At 66.1% G+C, this 20,582-nt stretch carries 26 protein-coding genes and 1 pseudogene; 13 read left to right on the forward strand and 14 right to left on the reverse strand.

The features are described from left to right. On the forward strand, window positions 1–515 hold a 515-nt coding region (locus tag ACWEIJ_RS27275), incomplete at its 5' end, for a DUF5753 domain-containing protein (protein WP_449840079.1). Next, a complete protein-coding gene (locus ACWEIJ_RS27280) occupies window positions 502–696 on the forward strand; it encodes a DUF397 domain-containing protein (RefSeq protein ID WP_449840080.1) in 195 nt (64 codons plus the stop codon). The genes ACWEIJ_RS27275 and ACWEIJ_RS27280, both read left to right, overlap by 14 nt. A 78-nt stretch (window positions 697–774) precedes the next feature. On the opposite strand, the gene ACWEIJ_RS27285 is transcribed toward ACWEIJ_RS27280, so the two are convergent. Genes ACWEIJ_RS27285 through ACWEIJ_RS27300 form a run of 4 tightly spaced genes read right to left on the reverse strand, consistent with a single transcriptional unit; the run spans window position 775 to window position 2,963 of the window. Then, complete coding sequence (locus ACWEIJ_RS27285; protein ID WP_449840081.1) at window positions 775–1,341, reverse strand: DUF6527 family protein; 567 nt, start codon at window positions 1,339–1,341, stop codon at window positions 775–777. Next, window positions 1,242–2,414 carry a ThiF family adenylyltransferase gene (locus tag ACWEIJ_RS27290; RefSeq protein WP_449840082.1) on the reverse strand — a complete coding sequence of 391 codons (1,173 nt, stop codon included), beginning with the start codon at window positions 2,412–2,414 and terminating at the stop codon, window positions 1,242–1,244. Before ACWEIJ_RS27290 ends, ACWEIJ_RS27285 begins: the two co-directional genes overlap by 100 nt. Further along, a complete protein-coding gene (locus ACWEIJ_RS27295; RefSeq protein ID WP_449840083.1) occupies window positions 2,389–2,670 on the reverse strand; it encodes a multiubiquitin domain-containing protein in 282 nt (93 codons plus the stop codon). Before ACWEIJ_RS27295 ends, ACWEIJ_RS27290 begins: the two co-directional genes overlap by 26 nt. Window positions 2,671–2,720: 50 nt before the next feature. Next, window positions 2,721–2,963, reverse strand: coding sequence for a DUF2188 domain-containing protein (locus ACWEIJ_RS27300; protein ID WP_449840084.1), 243 nt, complete (start codon window positions 2,961–2,963; stop codon window positions 2,721–2,723). A 140-nt stretch (window positions 2,964–3,103) separates the two neighbouring features. Between ACWEIJ_RS27300 and ACWEIJ_RS27305 the strand changes: the two genes are divergently transcribed. From ACWEIJ_RS27305 to ACWEIJ_RS27320, 4 genes are all read left to right on the forward strand, one after another. Then, window positions 3,104–3,958 (forward strand): hypothetical protein, encoded by an 855-nt coding sequence (locus ACWEIJ_RS27305; RefSeq protein ID WP_449840085.1) that lies wholly within the window; start codon window positions 3,104–3,106, stop codon window positions 3,956–3,958. Between the two features lie 36 nt (window positions 3,959–3,994). Beyond that, a complete protein-coding gene (locus tag ACWEIJ_RS27310) occupies window positions 3,995–4,591 on the forward strand; it encodes an STAS-like domain-containing protein (protein ID WP_449840086.1) in 597 nt (198 codons plus the stop codon). Window positions 4,592–5,938: 1,347 nt separating this feature from the next. Next, window positions 5,939–6,181: a hypothetical protein gene (locus ACWEIJ_RS27315; protein ID WP_449840087.1), complete on the forward strand. Its 243-nt coding sequence runs from the start codon at window positions 5,939–5,941 to the stop codon at window positions 6,179–6,181. Next, window positions 6,174–6,923, forward strand: a complete 750-nt coding sequence (locus tag ACWEIJ_RS27320; protein WP_449840088.1) for a DUF5131 family protein — start codon at window positions 6,174–6,176, stop codon at window positions 6,921–6,923. Before ACWEIJ_RS27315 ends, ACWEIJ_RS27320 begins: the two co-directional genes overlap by 8 nt. A 3-nt stretch (window positions 6,924–6,926) precedes the next feature. Here the strand turns inward: ACWEIJ_RS27320 and tcmP are convergent, their stop codons facing one another. Continuing rightward, complete coding sequence (gene tcmP, locus ACWEIJ_RS27325) at window positions 6,927–8,069, reverse strand: three-Cys-motif partner protein TcmP (RefSeq protein WP_449840089.1); 1,143 nt, start codon at window positions 8,067–8,069, stop codon at window positions 6,927–6,929. A gap of 128 nt (window positions 8,070–8,197) precedes the next feature. Next, window positions 8,198–8,857: a DUF2637 domain-containing protein gene (locus ACWEIJ_RS27330; RefSeq protein WP_449840090.1), complete on the reverse strand. Its 660-nt coding sequence runs from the start codon at window positions 8,855–8,857 to the stop codon at window positions 8,198–8,200. 320 nt (window positions 8,858–9,177) lie between these two features. Between ACWEIJ_RS27330 and ACWEIJ_RS27335 the strand changes: the two are divergent. The 5 genes and pseudogenes from ACWEIJ_RS27335 to ACWEIJ_RS27355 form a co-directional block, all read left to right on the forward strand. Next, window positions 9,178–9,381 (forward strand): annotated as a pseudogene (locus ACWEIJ_RS27335) (helix-turn-helix domain-containing protein); the annotation flags it as partial. A gap of 258 nt (window positions 9,382–9,639) precedes the next feature. Beyond that, window positions 9,640–9,951 carry a hypothetical protein gene (locus ACWEIJ_RS27340; RefSeq protein ID WP_449840319.1) on the forward strand — a complete coding sequence of 104 codons (312 nt, stop codon included), beginning with the start codon at window positions 9,640–9,642 and terminating at the stop codon, window positions 9,949–9,951. Window positions 9,952–9,973: 22 nt separating this feature from the next. Further along, window positions 9,974–10,753 carry a hypothetical protein gene (locus tag ACWEIJ_RS27345; protein ID WP_449840091.1) on the forward strand — a complete coding sequence of 260 codons (780 nt, stop codon included), beginning with the start codon at window positions 9,974–9,976 and terminating at the stop codon, window positions 10,751–10,753. A gap of 559 nt (window positions 10,754–11,312) precedes the next feature. Next, window positions 11,313–11,651 carry a PadR family transcriptional regulator gene (locus ACWEIJ_RS27350; protein WP_449840092.1) on the forward strand — a complete coding sequence of 113 codons (339 nt, stop codon included), beginning with the start codon at window positions 11,313–11,315 and terminating at the stop codon, window positions 11,649–11,651. Beyond that, window positions 11,648–12,034 carry an HAAS signaling domain-containing protein gene (locus tag ACWEIJ_RS27355; RefSeq protein WP_449840093.1) on the forward strand — a complete coding sequence of 129 codons (387 nt, stop codon included), beginning with the start codon at window positions 11,648–11,650 and terminating at the stop codon, window positions 12,032–12,034. Before ACWEIJ_RS27350 ends, ACWEIJ_RS27355 begins: the two co-directional genes overlap by 4 nt. Here the strand turns inward: ACWEIJ_RS27355 and ACWEIJ_RS27360 are convergent. Genes ACWEIJ_RS27360 through ACWEIJ_RS27375 form a run of 4 tightly spaced genes read right to left on the reverse strand, consistent with a single transcriptional unit; the run spans window position 12,031 to window position 14,009 of the window. Further along, window positions 12,031–12,189 (reverse strand): hypothetical protein, encoded by a 159-nt coding sequence (locus ACWEIJ_RS27360; RefSeq protein ID WP_449840094.1) that lies wholly within the window; start codon window positions 12,187–12,189, stop codon window positions 12,031–12,033. The genes ACWEIJ_RS27355 and ACWEIJ_RS27360 overlap by 4 nt on opposite strands. Before the next feature lie 18 nt (window positions 12,190–12,207). Continuing rightward, complete coding sequence (locus ACWEIJ_RS27365) at window positions 12,208–12,534, reverse strand: hypothetical protein (protein WP_449840095.1); 327 nt, start codon at window positions 12,532–12,534, stop codon at window positions 12,208–12,210. A gap of 54 nt (window positions 12,535–12,588) precedes the next feature. Next, on the reverse strand, window positions 12,589–13,272 hold the full coding sequence (locus ACWEIJ_RS27370) for an SDR family NAD(P)-dependent oxidoreductase (protein ID WP_449840096.1): 684 nt from the start codon (window positions 13,270–13,272) through the stop codon (window positions 12,589–12,591). Further along, a complete protein-coding gene (locus ACWEIJ_RS27375) occupies window positions 13,269–14,009 on the reverse strand; it encodes an inositol monophosphatase family protein (protein WP_449840097.1) in 741 nt (246 codons plus the stop codon). Before ACWEIJ_RS27375 ends, ACWEIJ_RS27370 begins: the two co-directional genes overlap by 4 nt. A 116-nt stretch (window positions 14,010–14,125) precedes the next feature. Between ACWEIJ_RS27375 and ACWEIJ_RS27380 the strand changes: the two genes are divergently transcribed. Beyond that, on the forward strand, window positions 14,126–14,971 hold the full coding sequence (locus ACWEIJ_RS27380; protein ID WP_449840098.1) for an SGNH/GDSL hydrolase family protein: 846 nt from the start codon (window positions 14,126–14,128) through the stop codon (window positions 14,969–14,971). On the opposite strand, the gene ACWEIJ_RS27385 is transcribed toward ACWEIJ_RS27380, so the two are convergent. Next, the gene (locus tag ACWEIJ_RS27385; protein WP_449840099.1) at window positions 14,925–16,073 is read right to left on the reverse strand and encodes a PucR family transcriptional regulator; all 1,149 of its coding nucleotides are present in this window, start codon (window positions 16,071–16,073) and stop codon (window positions 14,925–14,927) included. The genes ACWEIJ_RS27380 and ACWEIJ_RS27385 overlap by 47 nt on opposite strands. A gap of 28 nt (window positions 16,074–16,101) precedes the next feature. After that, on the reverse strand, window positions 16,102–17,046 hold the full coding sequence (locus ACWEIJ_RS27390) for a lysyl oxidase family protein (protein ID WP_449840100.1): 945 nt from the start codon (window positions 17,044–17,046) through the stop codon (window positions 16,102–16,104). Window positions 17,047–17,157: 111 nt separating this feature from the next. On the opposite strand from ACWEIJ_RS27390, the gene wecB reads away from it, so the two are divergent. Beyond that, window positions 17,158–18,300, forward strand: coding sequence for a non-hydrolyzing UDP-N-acetylglucosamine 2-epimerase (gene wecB, locus ACWEIJ_RS27395; protein ID WP_449840101.1), 1,143 nt, complete (start codon window positions 17,158–17,160; stop codon window positions 18,298–18,300). On the opposite strand, the gene ACWEIJ_RS27400 is transcribed toward wecB, so the two are convergent. Both ACWEIJ_RS27400 and ACWEIJ_RS27405 read right to left on the reverse strand, forming a co-directional pair. Next, on the reverse strand, window positions 18,189–19,496 hold the full coding sequence (locus tag ACWEIJ_RS27400; protein ID WP_449840102.1) for an FAD-dependent oxidoreductase: 1,308 nt from the start codon (window positions 19,494–19,496) through the stop codon (window positions 18,189–18,191). The genes wecB and ACWEIJ_RS27400 overlap by 112 nt on opposite strands. Further along, entirely contained in the window at window positions 19,496–20,323 is an 828-nt protein-coding gene (locus ACWEIJ_RS27405; protein WP_449840103.1) for a glycosyltransferase, read from the reverse strand. Before ACWEIJ_RS27405 ends, ACWEIJ_RS27400 begins: the two co-directional genes overlap by 1 nt. Between the last annotated feature and the right edge of the window lie 259 nt (window positions 20,324–20,582).

The raw sequence follows: 20,582 nt of genomic DNA on the forward strand, positions 1-20,582 counted from the left end.
TGCAGGTCCCGGAGTACACGCTCGCTCTCCGCGAAGCGGCGCACCGGTTCGTCAACCCGAAGGTTCCCGCCAGCCGCACCGTCGCCGCTCGGCAGAGCTGCCAGATGCGGCTACACGGAGACGCTCCGCTTCAGGCGCACTTCCTGATCGACATCGCGGCTCTGCGCCGCGCAGTCGGAGGACCTGCTGCCATGTACGCACAGTTGCTCCACCTGATGGCGGCCGCGGCCCTTCCGAACGTGACGATCCAGGTGATCGGCGAGGACGCCGGCGCCTACGCCATCGACGGCGTGACCATCCTGAGCTTCGATGACGAGGACTTCCCCGACGTCGTCTACCTGGAGACCAGGGGAGGTGGTCGATGGGTGGAGAATGACGTTGACGTAGACAAGTTCCGCAAGTCGTTCAACGAGATCGCGGAGGAGCTGGCCTTCACGCCCGAAGAGTCGCTCCAGGTCATCCGCGAACAGGCTGAACTCTTCAAGGAGAGACTCCAGCGACATGACGAACCCTGAGAAGACGTGGCGCAAGTCCAGCTACACCGCACCCGACAACAACTGTGTCGAGCTTGCTGTCAGCGAGATGGAGACCGCGATGCGCGACAGCAAGGATCCAGATGGCGGGTCGTTCGCCGTCGGCGCGGGCACATGGCTCAGTTTCCTCGTGTACACCAAGGCTGATGGCTTCAAGTTCTGAGCATGCGCCGCCCCGCTGCTGCATAAGCTGTTGTAACATGGAAAGGAGTCGAACAGGGGTGATTCGGCGTGACGGCTGTCAGCTTATGAGGCGGCGTACGTGGCCCAAAATCCATTTCCACGTACCGACTCGGTGTCTGTCAGAGTTGGGCAAGCTTGAGGTCGGTTCGACCGCATCGGTCCGTTCATCGGCTAGCTTTTCGTTGTCGCCGTATTGTCCTTCAAGAAGGATGCGATCGTGCACCCTGTTTCGCTCAATCTCGCGTTCAGTGAAGCTCCGGGCCCAACGGATTCTGCCTCGGTCCACGATGTAATGGGATCGACACGGCAGGGACCAGTTGCCAACTGACGGCCATATTGAGATGTTCTCGCCGTCGTATGTGATTGACCACTGCGCTGGTGACAAGGGCGTGATTACCTCTCGACCGCACCCGCAGGCGCAGAGGTGTCCGCAGCTGTTGTACTCGATTGACACGTACATCACTCCGTGCTCCATGGGAGTGGGAAATGATGTGACGAACTCTGGTCGAAGATGAGTCTCCTTGGTCATTGGGCAACCTCGTTGGAGAGCTCGTTGACGTAGATGGAGTAGGTCATGGAGGTCTCCTCGGACCCATCCGCGTAGAAGTTGAGCCAGCGCTTCCATCTACCCACGGCGAAGGTTGCATTCAGAGCATTGAGATCTGCGATCTGGATGTTGCGGCTGTAGTCGTCCTCGTCGACATCGCCGCGCTTCGTTGGGATTTGAGCGTCAGTGGCGGTGGAGTCGGGCAGGCTCAGGGTTATGCGAAGCAAGCCCGAGAGCTTTCCGTCAATCTCCTCAACCCCCATTCCTACATCAATGAACGGGATCTTTCGTTCCCTGAGATGTTCGATGATGGCGGGCTTGGCTGAAGTGTTGTCCATCGACAAAAAGACAAAAGTGCGATCATCGAGCAGTGCGAGGTTGCTTTCATCGATGAAAACCGGATAGGCGGTGACGCCGGTGTGCATGTGCCCGTACACCTGCGCGAAATACTCCGCCTTATTAGGTCGAGCACGAAGAACCTCGATGTCGGCAGCGCCGGGTGCGCGAAATGCATTGTGGTTGTCGAAGGTGTCCCCATCATACAGTGCGATTTCGGCGACCGGTGTCTTCGCCACCAGATCGACGACATAGCCGCCCGTACCACCCGTGCCGACCACGCCAATCTTTTGGTTGAAGAAGACCTTGTTCAGCGCAGCTAAGCCAGCGCGAGCGGTGGCGGTGTCCCGGTAGCGGAAGGGCAGGTCGTCTTCGACCTCCTGCCACGCTGCGCCTGGGGTCGGGGTAACTGAATCGTCTAGCGCGACGGCTGGGTGGGACAGGATGCGGACGTACGCGGTCACCTTCTCGTATTCGCTGGCGTACCCGTTGGGCCTCGGCTTGCTCGACAGCATGAAGGTGGCGCGCATGTTGGAGGTGACCGCATGTTCTTCCGCGTTCGCGCACTTGATCGGCTGGCCGTGCTCGTCGCATGGAGTACTGCCGCCGAACCAGATGCGGTGATCGGTGCCGGACACGATGCGGTCGCCAGCAACCGTGACTGGGTACGTGAGGAAGCCGTACGCAACGGCTGCTTCGGTTGTGACGTATGGGATTTGGCGAACAACCAGGTGGCCCTCCTGGACGACGACGTCGTAGCCGTCGTCCAGAAGACGCCCCAGGTCGGTGTCACGAACGAGTGGTGAGGTAGACATCGAAGACCATCTTGTTCTTGACCTTCACGCTGTGGTTTGCAGTGAGCGAGCCCTTGGGCTTCTCGTTCGGGCCGCGTGAGTACTGGATCGTCACGGTCTCGCCGTCCGCGAGTTGGTGACCGGGGTAGGCGAGCTCGAATACCTGCTCGAACGAGATCTCCTTCTGGTCCCACGAGTGCTCGCGGGTGTTGACCACGATGGTCACGGTCTTGTCGTCGTGATCGGGGTGCTGCGTGTCGACTTCTGCGGTCGTCATTGACTTCTCCCTGCTGATGCTCGACGGCTCACGAGCCGTCGTGATGTGGGCTACTTGGTGTCGCGCGGGGGAAATGGGTCGCGGCCGGGCGCGATGGTGTCGGAGTCGCGGATCCGGCCATCGCGGCCATGAGTGACGACCTCGCCGCCGCCGGCGTTCTGGACGATCTCGCGGGCACGGTCGATCGCCTGCTGCTGCGTGGGTTGGTGGCTACTCGACCGTTGCGCGCCGGGCTTCTTGACGTCCCAGCCGCCGTCAGGGTTCGGCACGACATGCCGGTTGGTGCTGCTCATCTGGCTCTCCTTGCTCCAGACCCGCTTGGCGGATGCCGTCGGGCCAGGTCCAGTATATCATCGGTTTCATTGTGCACCGTGAAACCGAGTCCAGAGGAGGGTAGCTGTGAAGGTCTGTGAATCTCAAGGAGACTGGAGACATGGAGCTGAGCCTCATCGGAGACAAGCCGTTGGCTACGGCGGCCATGCTGAACTACGTGACGAGTCCCGGGGTTCTGGTGATCGACGCGAGGAAGATCGGTTTCGTCTGTCCGCTGGACCTGGCTGGCGTGCTTGCCATAGCGCACTGGGCGTCGGCGGCAGCGATTCCCGTGATCTTCCGCCTGCCTCGGGAGCCTGACACGGCCTCCTACCTCCAGCGGATGGACGTCCTGCGTCGAATGCCCCCGCGCACGCAGATAGTGGGGCGCAGCGCGTCTGAGAAGCGGGTGGACCTGGGTCACCGCTTGCTTGAGGTCTCGCCACTGACGCGAGCCACAGTGGACGATCTGGCTGAGAAAGTCGGATACCTGATTACTGCGTTCTACCCACCTTCTGTGGGGCCGGCTCTAGTGCGAGCATGCAACGAGCTTCTCGACAACGCCGTCGAGCATGGGGCGAGCGATGAGGGGGCCTTCATTGCGGCGCAGGCTTACACGGGCGCGACCACTAGGCAGCCGCGGCTGGAGTTGGCTGTCTGTGACAACGGGATGGGAGTCCTGCAGCACCTGAGGCAGAACCCGCTGCACCAGCACCTCAACACCGATGTCCATGCGCTAGAGGAAGCCATGAAACATGGCGTTACGGGCACCTCGGATACGCGGGGCAACGGTCTCGGCGATCTCATCGACAGTGGGCAGAAGCACGGCAAGATCCGCTTCCACATCCGGTCTGGCGCAGGTGAGATCACGGTGACTGCATGCGAGCAGTCTCGAACCGTGTCGCGCAGCCCTCGTCCAGACCAAACTCGTGGCACTTGGGCGTGGCTGTCCCACGAACTTCCGCAACACCCGTAAGGATGGTTCAATCGGTACAATGAAACCGGAGAAACCATGACGCAGGCAGTCGTCTTCAATGTCGTCCAGCTGGGAGAGTTCCCCGCTACGCGCAGCAAGGCACGCGAGGGGCGCAGTCTGCTTGAGGAGATCCTCGCAGGCAAGTCTGGAGTCGACCTCACCATCGACTTCACCGGTGTGACGGCGATGACTATCAGCTTCGCTGACGAGTTCCTCGGTAAGTTCCTCGCCTCCCTTGAGGCTGCAAGCCAGGACATGACGCTCAAGGTCGCCGGGTTGAACATCGAGAACGCCGAGGCGGTCACCATCTGTCTTGAGCGCCGGGATGCTCAGGTGGTTGTCCTCGACACCGACGGGGCGCTCAAGCTTGATGGTGCGTCACCACTCCCTGAAACTTTCGATGCAGCCCTGGAGCTAGGTGAGTTCAAAGCAAATGACCTTGCTCAACGTCTAAGTATCACTCCCCAGAATGCCAACAACCGACTAAAGCGCCTTGCAGCCGTGGGCGCGCTTCGCAAGACGAGGACGGTTGGTTCTCCGCGGGGAGGGAAGGAGTTTTCGTACGCTGCCGTCACGGCGAGTGTCCCCGATACGGACGGCCTTTCGACTGACGTGCCGCTTCCCGTTACATGACCGCATCCTGATCTTGTATTCACCTCGTGCGGTAGTGACGCGGTGTCGACGGCGTGTGACTGATCAAACACCTCGTCGTTGACCATTAGGGAGCATGTGCGCGATGAAGTGGTTCCGGGTGACCGCTGTGGTACTCGTGCTGGTCATCGGCGTCGGTTCCGTCTTCTTTTACTTCGTGGCCGCCAGGTTGGTAAACGCGCAGCCAGAGACCCAGCCGTTCGACGGCTGGGTGGCAGCTCTCCAGATGAGGGATGAGGCAGAGCCTGAGCAGGTTGTTCTGTGGGCGCAGCCGGCCGGAACAGGCGTTGCGGGAGACCGTCCGCTCTTGGAGTACTCCCTTCTTGTTTGCGGGAGCCGGCCGTTCCGTGGGGTGCTCCTGCTAGGAGGACAAGCCCGTCTGGACCAGCCTGTAGTGACGTCCTCGCGGGACCGGACCGCAGCCAAGTTCGTAGAGCTTGAAGGTGGATCGTTGACAGACACCCAGCGGACGATTGACCTTGGTCCGATTCAGATTGCAGAGGTCAACATCGCTCCCGCAACACCTTGCATCTCCGAGCCGGGAAGCAAGGACTTTGCAGGCTCTGGCTACTCGGTCTCAGGTCGCGTACGAGCGCCGATCCAACGCCCGGCGACCTATCTAGGATTCGAGACTGGGCGGCATAGCCAGGTTTGGCCTCGTGTGGGCGGGCTTCCTGGAGTGGCGGACGGACATCGTGGCCTCTTCGAGGGGAACGGGACTCTTCGGGGATCTTGGCTGATACCCATACGGTTACGTTCAAAAGTGACTGTAGGTCCTCTTCTCCCCAGAGCAGTCGTCGACGTTGCCGTTCCACCGCTGTCTAACACTAGTTCGATTGCCTGGGACCAAACTAGCCCGATCGCAGCGACGGTTCGGATCACGAATGTCGATGCAATGGCTGGTAAGCAAGACTTGCTCGCTGTTGCGGGCATCGCGTTGGGGATCGGCGGGTCCTTGTTCGCGAGCATGCTGTTCGAGGTGGTTAAGGCTCATCTCGGAGTAGCTGTGCCCTCTCCTGCCGCTGGTTCGGTCCCGAGCCAAGAGCAGTTGCCACGCGCGTCCGTATCGGGGCTTCCCAATAGCGCGCGGTCTCCCCGATGGGGCGCGTTCGCCGCCTTGCTCGGCTTATTGCTGCTCATTCGTGAACTCTGCCGTCGCTTTGGTAAGCGTTAGGGCCTGAGGGCCCATCGCCTGTGTACTTCACCGGGCGCACCCCTGCTTGATCGACTCCTCGTGCCCGCTGGCGATCGTTGACGCCCCGCAACTGGCGGATCAGCGGGCCTCGCGCACGTGAGTACAAGAACTACAAAAACTTGTATGATCCCGATGTGTCGGAGCCGCACGGGCCAATCAAGATCAGCGTGAATCGCCAGATTGCGCTGCCCAAGGCGCTAACCGACCGTGTGAGGTTGCAGCCAGGCGACCAGGTGTATGTCCTGGAAGACGAGCGAAACCCCGGAGTTCTGGCGATCGTGCCGGTGGAGCGCATCACTGAGTGGCTTCGCCTTGGCCGCGAGACCGAGGAGCGGCTCGACGTGGACGAGCGGGAGAAGGCATCACGCGATGACTAAGCAGCGGACCGCGATCGAGTGGACCGAAGTCACCTGGAATCCGACGACCGGTTGCGACCGGGTGTCCCCAGGCTGCGACAACTGCTACGCGTTGACGCTTGCGAAGCGGCTGAAGGCCATGGGCGCCGACAAGTATCAGAACGACGGCGACCCGCGTACCTCGGGACCTGGGTTCGGCGTCACGATCCACCCTGAGTCGCTCCAGGAGCCCTATCGCTGGCGCAATCCGCGGACCGTCTTTGTGAACTCCATGAGCGATCTCTTCCACGCGAAGGTTCCTCTGGGCTTCGTGCGCGATGTCTTCCAGGTGATCGCCGAGACCCCGCGTCACACTTACCAGGTGCTCACCAAGCGTTCAGTGCGCCTGAAGAAGGTTGCGGACAAGCTCGACTGGCCCGCGAACCTGTGGATGGGGGTGTCAGTCGAGAGCGCCGATGTCTTGTCGCGAGTGGATGATCTGCGAGCGGTGTCGGCTGAGGTGCGCTTCCTCTCCTGCGAGCCGTTGCTTGGCGCGCTGGACGGCATCAACCTCGATTGCATCGACTGGGTCATTGCCGGAGGAGAGTCCGGACCTCGCTACCGCCCGATGGAACTCGCCTGGGCGCGTGGGATCCGTGACGCGTGCCAAGACGCCGGAGTGCCGTTCTTCTTCAAGCAGTGGGGCGGGAGGACGCCGAAGGCGCTAGGGCGCGAACTTGATGGGCGTCTGTGGGATGAGATGCCTGGTGCCTTCGCTCTGTGAGATCTAGCCGATTAGCCAATCTCGGAGCTGCTTCGGCTTCGCATCCACTGCAACGCCCTCTGTCTGCAGCTCACGCATCGCCTTGCGGACTGTCTTCTCGAGCGCTGTTCCGTAGAAGCCTTCGAACACGGCCGTCGTGTGGTCGACCAGCTTCTGCCTGCGGCCCTGTGCCGCCAGTTTCCTCAGGTTGTCCTTGATCTTGACGAAGGAGGCTTCGGTCTCGGACTCGATCTGGTCCGCAACCATGTCGAAGAGCATGCCTTCGACCTCTTCGTCGCTGGGGCCTAGGACGTCGAGCCACTTGTGGCGGGCTTTAGCAGCAGCGTCCGCGAAGACCCAAAGCCCGTAGTTCATCCTCGTCAGGAAGACCAGGTGATACACGGGTTGGTGGTGTGCTTTGCGGCGCACTGGGGCAACGACGGCCTTCATCCGACATGCCTGCGCTAGGCGTCGTGCGTACTCGTCAACGACGGCCTCGGCGGCTGACTCCCAGTCAGAGGTTGGCGAGGTCGAGTGTGCCTTCAGCGCTGTTTCTTGCCACCAGGCTCCGCCGCACATGGCGTTCATCACGGGGACCGCGTCGTGGTCAGTGAGACCTTTGGCAACCGCGCCGGCAGCTCGGCGAGTCAGTTCTGCGCTTATGTTGAGCAGCGCCTCGGTCCGTGGCCACTCGGTGCGCCGGTCATGGCTCAAGATCTTGCTCAACGTCTCGAACGGCAAGTTCGCGCCGCAGGGATCGAGGAATAAGAACAGTGGGGCACCCGTCGCCCGTGTGAGTACCTCTTGAAGGTGGTCCTGAACGACGCCCTGGCGTGACTCGACCGCGACGCCGCGCTGCCGGTACTCGTCGGCGACGGCTGCGAGGAGCTTGAAGTCCTTCCTTGATCGCTCGACCAGGAACACCTCCACCTTCGTGGAGTTGCTCACCGATTCGGCAGCCCGCAGCAGATACTCCGCAGACGCGGGTCGGCCGTCGTCGTACCGTCCGCGGCCAGCGAATCCGTCGAGAAGGACAGCTCGTCGGTCAGGAATTTTGGAGGCGGTCATCACCGCGAAGGGAATGACGTAGCCATCGAGGATCGCGTGCTTGAAGACGGACTGTGCCTTCGGCGTGTCGAGTAGGCCTGACGTCGTGCCTTTCGACATGGCGCACCACCTTCACAAGGAGTACAGGCCGCTGACCACCTCTTTGACCATGACACGACACTGTCCGTGTGTCGTTCGATCCCGCAAGGGATCGCCCAACAAGTGCAACCGATGCACCGAGTACTTGCTCACACGTTCGAGTGGTTCTGAATCGCCGGTGTGCAGGCGTTCTCTGCGCGGCCGTCTTCCTTCCAGCGGCGGAGCAGCTTTCGGCCGTAGTTGTTGGTCCCGACAATGCGGTCGAGTTCGGCACCGCTCGGCCAGCGGCCACGGGCGCGCTGGATCTGGAAGTAGGCCCACATCTGCTCTTCAGCGGTTGGTTCGCGAACGGGGTCCGTGTCCGAGCCGTCTGCGAGACGCACCACCGGATCTGTCTCGGTCGTCTCGTCGCCGGTCTCGGTCAAGATCTCGGCTCGCCGGCGCTTGAGCGAGCGGTTCAGCAGTTCGACCGCGAGCAGCAGGGCCAGAGGTGGGCAGGCAGCAACCGCGACTGCGAACACCGTCAGTTCGGGAGCCGAGGCGATATTGGCGCACAGCGACAGCACGATGCCGACCCCGAAGGCCGACCACGCCTTCCAGCGGGAGCCGGCACTGCTCTTCCACAGCTCGACCGTCGCCGAGGTGAGCAACCCGTCCAGGATCAGCGGCCAGATCGCCGCGGTTGTCGCATCGGCGCCGTATCGGAGCGCGAACTCCCGACCATGGCGATACGACGCGTACGCCGCGCCGAGTGTCACCAGTCCGGTACATGCGCACTGGAGCCAGAGCGACCAGTCTTGGCACCTCATCGAGCACCACCGCGACGGCGCCGACGGCGATACGTGATCGGAACGGTGGCAGATATCTGCAGTTCACGGCGGGTGCGACCCCTCAAGGATTCAGTGCATACCGTGTCAGGGGCACTCCGTTTACCTCATAGATTCACCCCCTGAACAGGCACAACCCGGTCAGGGGGTGATCTTCTAACTCCCGGTGATACCCGGCTGTTCCCGGTGATACCCGGCAGTCCGCGCCCAACGGGCGCCCAAGTTAGGAGAGGTCGCCGCTCCTCGTCAGCTGCAATGTCAGCTACACAATACCCCCGTCGATGTGGGGTATTGTGTTAGTCATGCCTGGTGAGAGGCGTCGAGTTGACGGTGCTGACCAAGGACGGAGCGAGAAGGTCGAGTCGCCGGTCCGCGTTGATGGATGGCTGACAGTTTCCGAGGCTGCGACGGTACTCGGTGTTCAACCAGAGCAGATCCGTGACCTCGTGAGGGCTGGTGTGCTGTCCGCGGCCAGGCCTGCGCGCGGCATCGTGTTGGTGAGCCAGGAATCGGTGCGGAAGCGGCGTGCCTCGTCGCCTTCGGCTGGTAGGCCGTTGTCGGCGAAGAACGCGTGGGCGATGTTGTGGGTCGTAGGGAACCGCAAGCCCCAGTGGGTGAGCCCGGAGGAGTTGGTCCGTGTTCGCCGGTACGCTCGCCGACCGCTGTCGCAGTGGCCTGGGATGCTGGCCCGTCGCGCTCAGGTGCACCACGTACGCGTACCGGAGTTCGTCGCGAATCGCATCGCGGGCCTCAAGGGGGTAGGTGTGGGAGGCACCGACGCGGCGATAGCTCACGGCGCTCCCCTGGTGTCGAGTGACATGTACAGGCGGTGGGAGTTCTACCTCACCGCAGCGGCATTGGGACTGGCCCGTGAAATGCGCGGAGTCGGCTGGAATTCCAGTAGCCCCAACCTCATCCTGCGCGAACTGCCTCCTGAACTTCCTGGTGATGCGACCGGTGTGCTGACCGCCGCTAATGTGGTGCCGCGCGAGGTCGCTGCTGCCGATCTTCTGGACCAAGTCGACGAGCGCGCCCATCGCGTCGCTGCCGAACTGTTGCACCGCGACGACGACTAATCTCTGCGCAGTGTCGGCATCCATGACCTCCGAGCAGTGGCCAGATCTTCCTGTCCTGGGTAGTGCCACTTTGACGCCCCTCGCCACTCCGGTCGGCGAGTTGTGGCAAACGGTGCTCACTGTTGCTACGAGTTTGCCCGCAGATCACGTGCTGATCGGCGGAGTTATGACGTTCCTCCACGGTGCTGTTGTCGGTCGGCAACCAACGCGTGTCACCCGTGACGTCGATGTACTGTGTGACGTCGAAATCGCAGCCAGCTCCATTCGTGACACTGTCGCCGCACTACAGCAGCTCGGATACACCATCGCGGCGGAGGCCCCGAACGATTCGAGTCACCGGTACCTCGGGCCGAATGGTGAGCAGGTCGATGTCCTTGCCCCGTTGGGGGTGAAGCCACCTCCGGACCTGACCACGACACCGCCTGGTACGACCATCGAAGTGCCAGCTGGTCGTGAAGCGCTGCGGCATCGGGTCGTTGTTCACGCCACTTTCGGCGAACAGAGTGCCGAGCTCGTGATCCCGGACATGGCGCGGGCGCTGAAACTCAAAGCGGCGGCCTACAGTCAGCAGTACAACACTGCTCCCGCTAAGGCGTGGAACTCCCGCCACCTCGAAGATCTCGCGTTCTTGACCTCGTTGATTGCCGACCCCACCGAGGTCATCGAAGGCTTGAGCGAGGCTGGGAGCAACCTTCACCTCGCCGCAGTAATCGATGCACGGGGCCACGATGCCTGGGCTGCCGCCGGTGAGCGCGCCGAAGACGCGCACCTGATGTGGGATGTACTCAGGAACACCATCTGAACGTTGCGGCACCGCCGCGAACACGAGACCTGCGTCGCTGCTGATGAGCTTGGAGTCGTCAGCGCGGCAGGAAGTTTGTCGCATACAGATGCTCTCGCTCCGGAGTGAACCGTCGAGATGCTTCATCGGCCGCTACCCATACGGCGCCGACGGCGATGCGTGATCGGAAGGGTGGCAAATATCTGCAGTTCACGACGGAGGCGACCCCGCAAGGATTTAGTGCGTACCGTGTCGGGGGCACCACGCGCGTTTTGGTGCCTGAACAGGCGTTTCTCTCTTCACCAGCACGGCTTCGCCGACCCGTTCGGCCGTGTCCGACACCTCCGAAAGGTGCTCGGAGGGGAGCCGGAGAGTAACCAGAAGTTGATCTTGGTCATCGTTCAGGTGGTCGCTGAGCTGAGTGATCATGAACTGCGGTCGTCGCAGCAGGTCAGGGCCTTGCCGAGCGCTGCGGCGGTGGGTGGTGGCTCAGGATCGGCTCGTTCGGTCCCGGCGTGTCGCGCGGTGTGGGCTTCGTCACCGGTGGACGACCCTTGCGTGACAAGCTACTGTGTGTGGCGTGAGTGAGGAGCCCGTCACGACAGCGCTGCTCCGCGGCACGCTCGAGTACTGCGTTCTCGCCCTCGTGGCCGAGGAGGAGCTGTACAGCACGGAGCTGCTTCGCCGGATCAGTGACGAACTGCAGCTGACGGCCAGCGAGGGCGCGATGTATCCGTTGCTGTCGCGGCTGCGCAAGTCGGGGAAGATCGCCAGCGGATGGCGCGAGTCTGCGAGCGGTCCGCCGCGCCGCTACTACACGCTGACGCCCGAGGGTGCGTTGGCGCTCAACCAGTTCCGGGCGCGATGGGCGACCTTCCGCGCTGGGGTCGATCGGATTTTGGGGACGGAGACCGCATGACCGAGCGCAACGACTCACTGGTCGCCGATTACCTCGCGCGCGTGTCGCGGGCGACGGCGGGTCTGCCCGCGGATCGGCGGGATGAGCTGGCTCGCGACCTTCGCGAGCACATCGAGGCGAGCCGGGCGGACCTGCCGGCCGAGACGGAAGCCGAGGTGCGCGGGATTCTCGACCGGCTCGGTGATCCCGCGGTCATCGCCAGGGCCGCGGCGGAGGAAGCCGGACTGTCCGTTGCGCCGGCTGCTGTCGATGGTCGTTCGCCGCGCAGGCTCCGCTTGTGGCTCGTCGCGACGATCGTGGGTGTTGTCGTGTTGCTGGTGCTGGTCGCGGTCTTCCTCACGCGGGATTCTCAGGGCGGTGCGGCGATGATCGCGGGCTTCTAGCGCGTCAGCTGGATCGTGGTTTCGAGCGGCCGCACGCTCACCCGCTGGAACGTCTCCGGTGGCTTCCCGGGCTCGCCGGAGTCGGCTGAGCGAACCACCAGCACGACCAGCACCGCCACGGCGATCACCATCAGCGCGGCCAGCAGTGGCCTCATGCCGGCTCCTCACGCCGCTCAGGCAGGGCTGCGGTCGATGATATCCGCGGACGGGCCGACCGCCTCCTCCACCAACGAGAACAGCGTGCTGGTCAGCTCGCACGGCGTGCTGCCGGTCACCGTGCCGCTCAACAGGTACGTGTCGCTCGCCTCGTGGACCGGCGGGGCCAGCGTCAGCAGCAGGAGCGCGGCATCGGCGTCGCAGAGGTGCACTCCTCGGCCCAGTCGCCTGGTCAGGAAACCGAGTGCGCGCGCTCGGTTGAGCACGGCGCACATCACCGCGTGGGCCTCCTCTGGTCTGGCCCGAAACCTCGTCACCACGGTGCCCGTGCCGCCAACGAACATCTCCGCATAGTGGATCGTGGCGGGCGTTCGCGCGTGCCGGGTCAGCCCTTCGAGCTACCAGGTCGGGCGGGCCGTGACGCCGCCGTCCACCACCAGGTCGTGGCCGGTGATCCACGACGCCAGGTCCGAGGCCAGGAACACGCAGGCGTTGCCGATGTCCTCAGGAGTGCCGAGGCGGGTGAGCGGGGCCGCTACCTGCCACCGCGCAACGCCTTCCGGCCACTGCGACTCGATGCCGGGCCGGGTGATCAGGCCGGGCGAGACCGTGTTGACCCGGATGCCGCGCGGGCCGTACTCCAGGGCGGCCGCCCGTGCGTGCATGATCAGCGCGGCCTTCGAGGCGGCGTAGTGGGCGTGGCCCGGTGCCGGGTGCGAGCCCTCGATCGACGCGATGTGCGTGACCGAACCGCCCGCGGGCAGGTACGAGGCGGCCGCCTGGGTGACGGCGAACGGGCCGGTGAGGTTGATGTCCACAACGGACTGCCACTGCGTCACCTCCATGTCCGGCAACGGTTCCACGGGCTGCACGCCCGCGTTGTTGACGACGGCGTCCAGCCTGCCGTGGCGGGCGAAGGCCTCGTCGACCACGCGTTGGGCGGAGGTGCGGAGGTCGCCGTCCGCGACACCGTTGTGGCGCACGACGAGCGCGCCCGCGTCCGAGAACCGGCGGGCGATGCCGCCACCGATGGTGCCGCCGGCGCCGGTGACGAGCACGACCTTGCCGCTGAGATCGATCACTTGACGATGTCCTCCAGTCGATCGCGAAGCCAGTCGACGATCTCACCTCGACCGGCCGCGAACCCGTCGCGGCCGACCTCGTGGAACACCCCGCCCGCCTCGCGGACCAGCACCGCGCCCGCCGCGACATCCCACGGGTGGATGCCGAGGTTCGCCGCCGCGTCCGCCCTGCCCGTCGCGACCCAGGCGAGCGAGAGTGCCGTCGAGTAGACGCGGCGCACGTCAGCCACCTCCATCAACGAGCCCAGCAGCGCCAGCTCGCCGTGGTACGGGCTGCCGGGCAACGGGATGTCGGTCAGCACGAGCGGGCGCGGGCTGACGCCGGGCGTGATCGTCAGGCCGGTGGAGCGGACGGTGAACGGGACGCCCGCGGCCGCGGTGAACAGCTCGTCGCGGAACGGGTCGAGCACGCAGCCCGCCACCAGCACTCCGTCCACGGCCGCGGCGACCGAGAGGCACGACAGCGGGAGGCCGCGGACGAAGTTGCGGGTGCCGTCGATCGGGTCGACGTACCAGGTGATCGGCGCTGACGCGGCGCCGAGCTCCTCGCCGACCACCGCCGAGCCGGGAGCGCCGGCGGTCAGGCTCGACCGCAGGAACGTCTCGATCTCCAGATCCGCGGTGCTGACCTGATCGAACGCCCCTTTCGCGGAAACGTCGACCCGAAGCTCGTGCAACAGCTTCGCGGCGTCCACGCACGACTGCGCGGCGAGCGCGAGAAGATCCCCAGGAGTCACGGGCCCATTGTGATCGGTCACAAACACGACCCGCTGACTCTGGGCAACGTCCAACCCGCGGCAGTGAGCTGAGCCACCACGATGAGCAGACCTGACAGCGACGTTGGAGGTTCGGGATGCGAATCGTGGCCGGGTTGGCGGTGCTCGCGGCATTGGTCGCGGGGACAAGCCCAGCACAGGCGGACACCCTCGAGTACGTGGCGCTGGGCGACTCGGCCGCGGCGGGTCCGCTGGTGCCGAACCCGGATCCCGCGCTGTGGTGCCTGCGCTCGGACCACGACTACCCGCGGGTGGCGGCCGGTCTGCTCCAGGCGCGTCTCACCGACGCCACCTGTTCCGGTGCCGAGACCGACCACCTGACGAGCCGGCAGTTCGGCTTCGTGGCGCCGCAGCTGGAGGCGTTGAAACCGTCCACCGATCTCGTGTCGCTCACCATCGGCGGCAACGACATCGACCTGTTCCAGACCGCGTTGAGCTGCGTCAACCTCCTGCCCGAACCGGCGGGCGTCTCGTGCCGGGACCGCTACACGACGAACGGCGTGGACCAGCTCGCCAGGGCGGTCGACGCGTGGGCGCCTGAGCTGGGTGCCGCGCTGGACGAGATCAAGCGCCGGTCGCCGCACGCGAAGCTGCTGGTCACCGGCTACGGCACCTACAGCAGGCCGGGTGGCTGCTATCCGAGTCAGCCGGTGTGGGCACGGGACGCCGACTACCTGCAGAGCGTGCTGAACAAGATCAGCGCAACGGCCAGGACGGAGGCGGCGAAGCGGGGTGCGACGTTCGTCGACTTCGCGGCGGTGACGGTGGGGCACGACAGCTGCGCGGCACCCGCCGACCGCTATCTGGAGGGGGTGGTCCCGACGACGCTCGCCGCGCCACTGCACCCGAACGCCGCGGGCATGGCGGTGTTCGGCGCTACGGTCGCGCACGCCGCGCAGTCAGGGCAGCTGTCAGCAGCGTGACGTGCTCGATCCGCGTCGGGTCCAGCCCGGTCAGCTCCGCCACCCGCCGCAACCGGTAGTCGACGGTGTTGGGGTGCACGTGCAGCTCCGACGCCGCCGGCCGCCGTGACCCGCGCCGGAGGTAGACCTCCAGCGTCTGCACCAGCTCGTCCGTCAGCGGCGCCACGATCGCGGCCAGCGGTCCGAGCGCCGCGCTCGGGCGGGACAGCTGGTACTCCAGCAGCACGTCGTTCAGCCGGTACAGGCCAGGACCCGACCGCAGCGCCACGGCCAGCACCTCGCGGGCGAGCTTGGCGGCGGCCGCGACCCCGGGGGGAGGGGCCGCGACCGCCGCCACCGTCAGCGGCACGCCCGCGGCACGGGTCACGTCCGCCACGATCCGGTCCACCGGCAGATCCTCGCCGGGCAGCAACGCGAGACCGCCGTCCACGCCGAGCGACGACAGCACCGGCTCCCGGCTGTGCCGTTCCAGCTCGGTCCGCAACCGGCGCAGCTTCCTGCGCCCGGCGATCGCGGCGTCGACCTCGGTCGACAGCTCGTCCGGATGCGGCGGCACGTGCAGCGCCAGCGCCACGTACGGCCCGGACGCGATGATCGACCCGTCGAGCAACCCCGCCAGCAACGCGTGCCGCGCGGACCGCTCGTCGTCGAACATCGTCTGCCGCTCGTCGAGGTAGCCCGCGCTCACCGCGGGCGTCACGAGCTGCAGGTACCGCAGTGCCAACGCGTTGAGCGCGAGGACGTCCGCGACCTCCTCCGGCCGCGCGACCGGCACCAGCGCTTCCCACACGACCTGGATGCCCACGTGGTACGCGGTCAGCACCACGTCGATCGGCACGCCCTCCTCCGCCCGTCGCGCCGCCGACTCGCGGACGAACCGCAGTTCGTCCGCGGACGGCAGGTCACCCGTGCCGAGCACGGTGGCGAACGCCCGCAACGCGTGCTCGGTGACGCGCGCGATGTCACCGGACAGCTCCTCCGCGGGCAGCTGCCGGTACTCGGGCACGCGTTGCAGCAGCTCGTCGAGCACCCGGCGCACGAACGCGGGCAGCTCCGCGACGAGCCGGTCGGCCAGCGGCCGGCCACCGATCACATAGGGCATCAGCCGATTCTGGCGGCTGAACCCGGTGTCACGGCCCGTCGGCGCACCGGATCTTGCCGGGGCAGCCGCGCAGCAGCTTCACCGCGGGCGGCTTGGTGATCCGCGCCGGCGCGTGCGAGGCACCGCCCGGCCACTTGATCGAGATGGCCATCGACGACGCGTTGTTGTCGTAGTTCTTCTCCAGCAGCACGCGGTCCGGGTTGGCGACCGTGACGACGTCGTAGGTCCCGGAGGCGACCTTGGTGATGTCGAGCCACTGGAACTCGACCTTGTACTTGTAGTCGTCGCCCATGCCGACGGAGATCCCGAAGAACACGTCCAGTGCTTCCGGGTTGTGGTGCTCGCACTTGTGGCCGTCGAGCTTGTGCGCCAGCTCGCCGGTGGGGGTGTCGCGACCGCCGGGGCGGTGGGCCAGGCCGTCCGCGTCGGCGTTGACGTAGCGGTCGCCGAGGCAGAAGCCGTTCTTGCGGTCGGTCACGACCGTGTCGCCCGCGGGGGTGCGCAGCTGGAAGTACTCGAAGTTCATCAGGTGCCAGTGCTCGTGCGCGGCCGCCGGCTCGTAGTACGCCCACGACGAGGTGCGGTGCTGGGACTCGCTGAAGGACATCGGGATCGTTCCGTCCACACCGGACTGAACCGCCTGCCGGACGGCCATCCGCGGCTGGGCGGTGCTGTCGCGGTGGGCGTGCACGAGGAACGGTCCGTCGCCGATGTTGTCCACCGATGTGGTGAACCTCAGGCGCACGGCCTTGATGTCACCCTCGTCGACGCACGGGCCACCCGGTGCGGACGGATCGGTGACCATGCAGACGTCCCAGGAGTCGCATTTGCTTGCGTCGCCGTCATATCCGCCGGCGCAGCCCACCGGAGCCTGGCGCAGATCGGGCAGCGCGGGCTCGGCGGCGTGTGAGGACGCGGTGAGTGCGGCAGCGGTGATCGCGGCGACCACCACTGCGACGGGTCTTTTGAACACCGCCGCACATTAGTGACGCCACAACGGTTTTGTCGTGCCAGACTCCAGGCGCCTCACTCGATCGACTGACGCTCGGGAGGGCGCGTCGCGCCGAGAACTAGTGTGCGGCCGGTGAAAAAAGGCGTCATCACCATGGTGTGCGGCACCCGGCCAGAACTGATCAAGCTCGCCCCGCTCATCCGGCGGTTCGGCGACGACGCCGCGGTCGTCTACACAGGACAGCACTACGACAGCTCGATGTACTCGCGCATCCGCCAGGACATCGCCGAACCCGGCAGCTTCGTGGAGCTGGGGCTGGGCGGCGCGCGGAGCAGGGGCAGCCAGCTGGGCAACGCCGTCGCGGCACTGGACGCGCACTTCGCGGCAGAACCACCCGATGTGGTGATCGTGCAGGGTGACACCACCTCCGCGCTCGCCGGGGCGCTGGCCGCCAACGCGAACGACGTGCCGCTGGTGCACGTGGAGGCCGGGCTGCGCAGCTACGACCGCGCGATGCCGGAGGAGCACAACCGGGTCGCCATCGACCACCTCGCCGACCTCTGCTGCGCGCCGACCTCGGTCAACCGCGCCAACCTCCTCGCGGAGGGCATCGCGGCGGACCGGATCACGGTCACCGGCAACACCGTCGTGGCGGCACTGGAGGAAGCGCTGCCGGGTGCGCCGGAGTCGCTGCGGCTGATCTCGTCGCTGGGCCTGACGCCCGACTCCTACGTGCTCGCCACCGTGCACCGGCCGGAGAACGTGGACTGCCGCGAGAACCTGGAGACCATCCTCGGCGAACTCGCCCGGCTGCCCCTGCCGGTCGTGCTGCCGCTGCACCCGCGCACCGCGAAGCAGGTCGCGGCCTTCGGGCTGGAACGGCTGCTCGACCGGCTGCGGGTGGTCGAACCCCAGTCGTACCCGGGCTTCCTGTCGCTGGCCAGGTGGGCCGCCGTGCTGGTGTCCGACTCCGGCGGTGTGCAGGAGGAGGTCAGCGTGCTCAAACGGCCCGTCGTCGTGGTCCGCCGCAGCACCGAACGGCCCGAGATCGAGGGCACGTTCGGCACGCTGGTGCCGCCGGGGCCGCGGGTGCGGGCCGAGGTGCTCAGGTGGCTGGACGACGTGAGCGGGCACCGCACCCGGCTGGCGGGCATTCCGTCGCCCTACGGCACGGGTTCGTCGTCCGGGCTCATCGAGACCGCGGTGCGGGCGATGATGTCCGACACCCGGTTCGCCAGCCCGACGCTGGAGTTCCAGCTCGTGACCGAGGGGTAGACGTGGGCGGTGGTGGCGAGCAGCAACGGCGTGCCCGCCACCTCGACCGGCGGCCGTTGGGCGAGATAACCCAACGGGTACACGGGTTCCACGAACGGTGCGCGGAACACGTGCACCTCCTCGACGTCCTCGGCCGCCAGGCCGTGCAGCGATCGCAGCTGTGCGGTCCACCTGGCCGCGATGTCGCGAGTGTCCTCTTGGAACAGTTCGGAGTCGCGGCCGGTGTAGCGCATGACGTACGCGAGGTGCCGTCCGTCGACCGGGCCGGTCAGCGGTGACATCTCGACCACGCCGTCGAACTCGGTACCGGAGCGCAGCACCGGCGTCCAGTAGTGGCCCGACAACGGCCGGCGCAGCACGAACAGCGCGTTGACGACGCCCTGGTAGCGCAGGTCCACCTCGGGCAGCAGCGGTGTCAGTGCGGCGTCGGCGACCTGCCGCAACGCGGGCAACGGCAGCGTGGACACGACCCGGCGCGACTCGATCGTCTCGCCGCCGTCCAGCTCGACCTCGGCCCGCCCGCCGGACACCCGCAACGCGCGCACCGGCGCGGAGGTGCGGACCACCCCGCCGTGCGACTCGATGGAGCGGCTCAGTGCGTCGATGATCGACTTGTAGCCGCCGCGCGGATAGCCGCGCACGGCGACGTTGCGTTCGCGGCCCAGGCGCTGCCACAGGTACAGCGCGGGCACGTCACCGAACGCCGCGCCGAACTTCGACCCGAACAGCGGGCCGAAGAGGTTCTGCCACACCTCGTCGCCGTAGAGGCCGCGCAACCAGTCCTCGGTGCGCAGGTTGTCGAGGTCCTTGCCCCTGCCCAGCCGGCGCAGCAGCACCGAGACCACGCCGAACCGGACGCGGTCCGGCAGGCCGAGTGCGGTGAACCGCAACAGGTCCAGGCCCGAGTTGAACGGGTAGTGGCGGCCGTCCACGATCATGCCCATGCTGGTGCGCTCCCAGCGGACGTCGTCGCGCAGGCCGAGCTCGTCCAGCAACGGCAGCAGGTGCTCGTCGGTGGGCATGACGCAGTGGTAGAAGCGCTCGACCCACCGGTCGCGCCACGGGAAGAACGTGCCGAGCCCGCCGAGCTGACCGGTGGCCTCCACCAGCGTCACGGCGGTGCCCGCGCGGGCGAGGCGGTGTGCGACGGCGAGGCCGCAGATGCCACCGCCGATCACCGTGACGTCCGTCGTCATCACAGCTCCCGGTACGGCGCGGGGGTGAGCCGGTCGCGGACCAGCAGCCGGACGTACTGCACGATCGTGCGGCGCAGCTTCAGCTTGCTCGGACCCTGCTTGCGGTCGTAGCGCAGCTCCAGCGGCACCTCGGTGATCACCGGGTGGCAGTGCCGCAGCTTCAGCAGCAGCTCGACCATGCAGGCGAAACCGCGTTCCTCGACGAGCCGTTCGCCCCAGTGCGCGCTGGCGCGGGCGAGCAGGCTGATCCGGTAGGCGCGGAAGCCGCTGGTGAAGTCGTGCACGTCGACCAGGCCGAGGACGCGGCGGAACAGCACGGCCGCGCTGCGCGACAGCATGCGGCGGAACAGCGGGGCCGTCCGGTCGTCGCCGCCGGAGACGAACCGCGAGCAGATCACGACGTCGGCACCGGAGAGGATCTCGTTGCCCAGCCTGGTGATCAGCGCGGGGTCGTGGGTGTCGTCGGCGTCCATCACGACCACGAAGTCGTCCTCCGCGGCGTCGGCCAGCGCGGCCCGCAGCCCGGTCTGCACGGCCTGGCCCAGGCCGAGGTTCACCGGATGGCGGACCAGCCGGACGTCCAGGCCGGGCACGCCGGTCACGACCTCGCTCGTGCCGTCGGACGACCCGTCGTCGACGACCCAGGCGGTGACCTGTTCGGTGCGGGCGACCTCGGCGATCCTGCGCAGCAACGACGGCAGCGCGGCGGCCTCGTTGTAGGCGGGGAGCACCACGTGCGCCCGCCCCCGCACCGGCGTTGCGAGTGCCGTGGCGGGTCTCGGACCGGCCGTCGGCGAGGCCTTCGCCTCGCGTCCGTCGAGTGTCATGGAGCCCCCATTTCATCGGGCATCAGAGCGGCGGCGAGAATTATTCGCACGCCCGCCCGTAAATTCGGAGCGCCCCCTGGCTGGTTTTCGCTCTGCAGCGGGGGAGCGGAGCGCCCGACCGATTCTGGATGTAATTCGAAAGGGGTACGAATGTTCCTCGAACGGGTGACGACGGGGCTCGCTGCCGTCATTCTCGGGACATTTTCCTGCCAGATGAACTCGATCGGGTGATCTCGAATGGGACGTGGTGCTGAGGTGG

The organism is Lentzea sp. NPDC004789, from assembly GCF_053601075.1.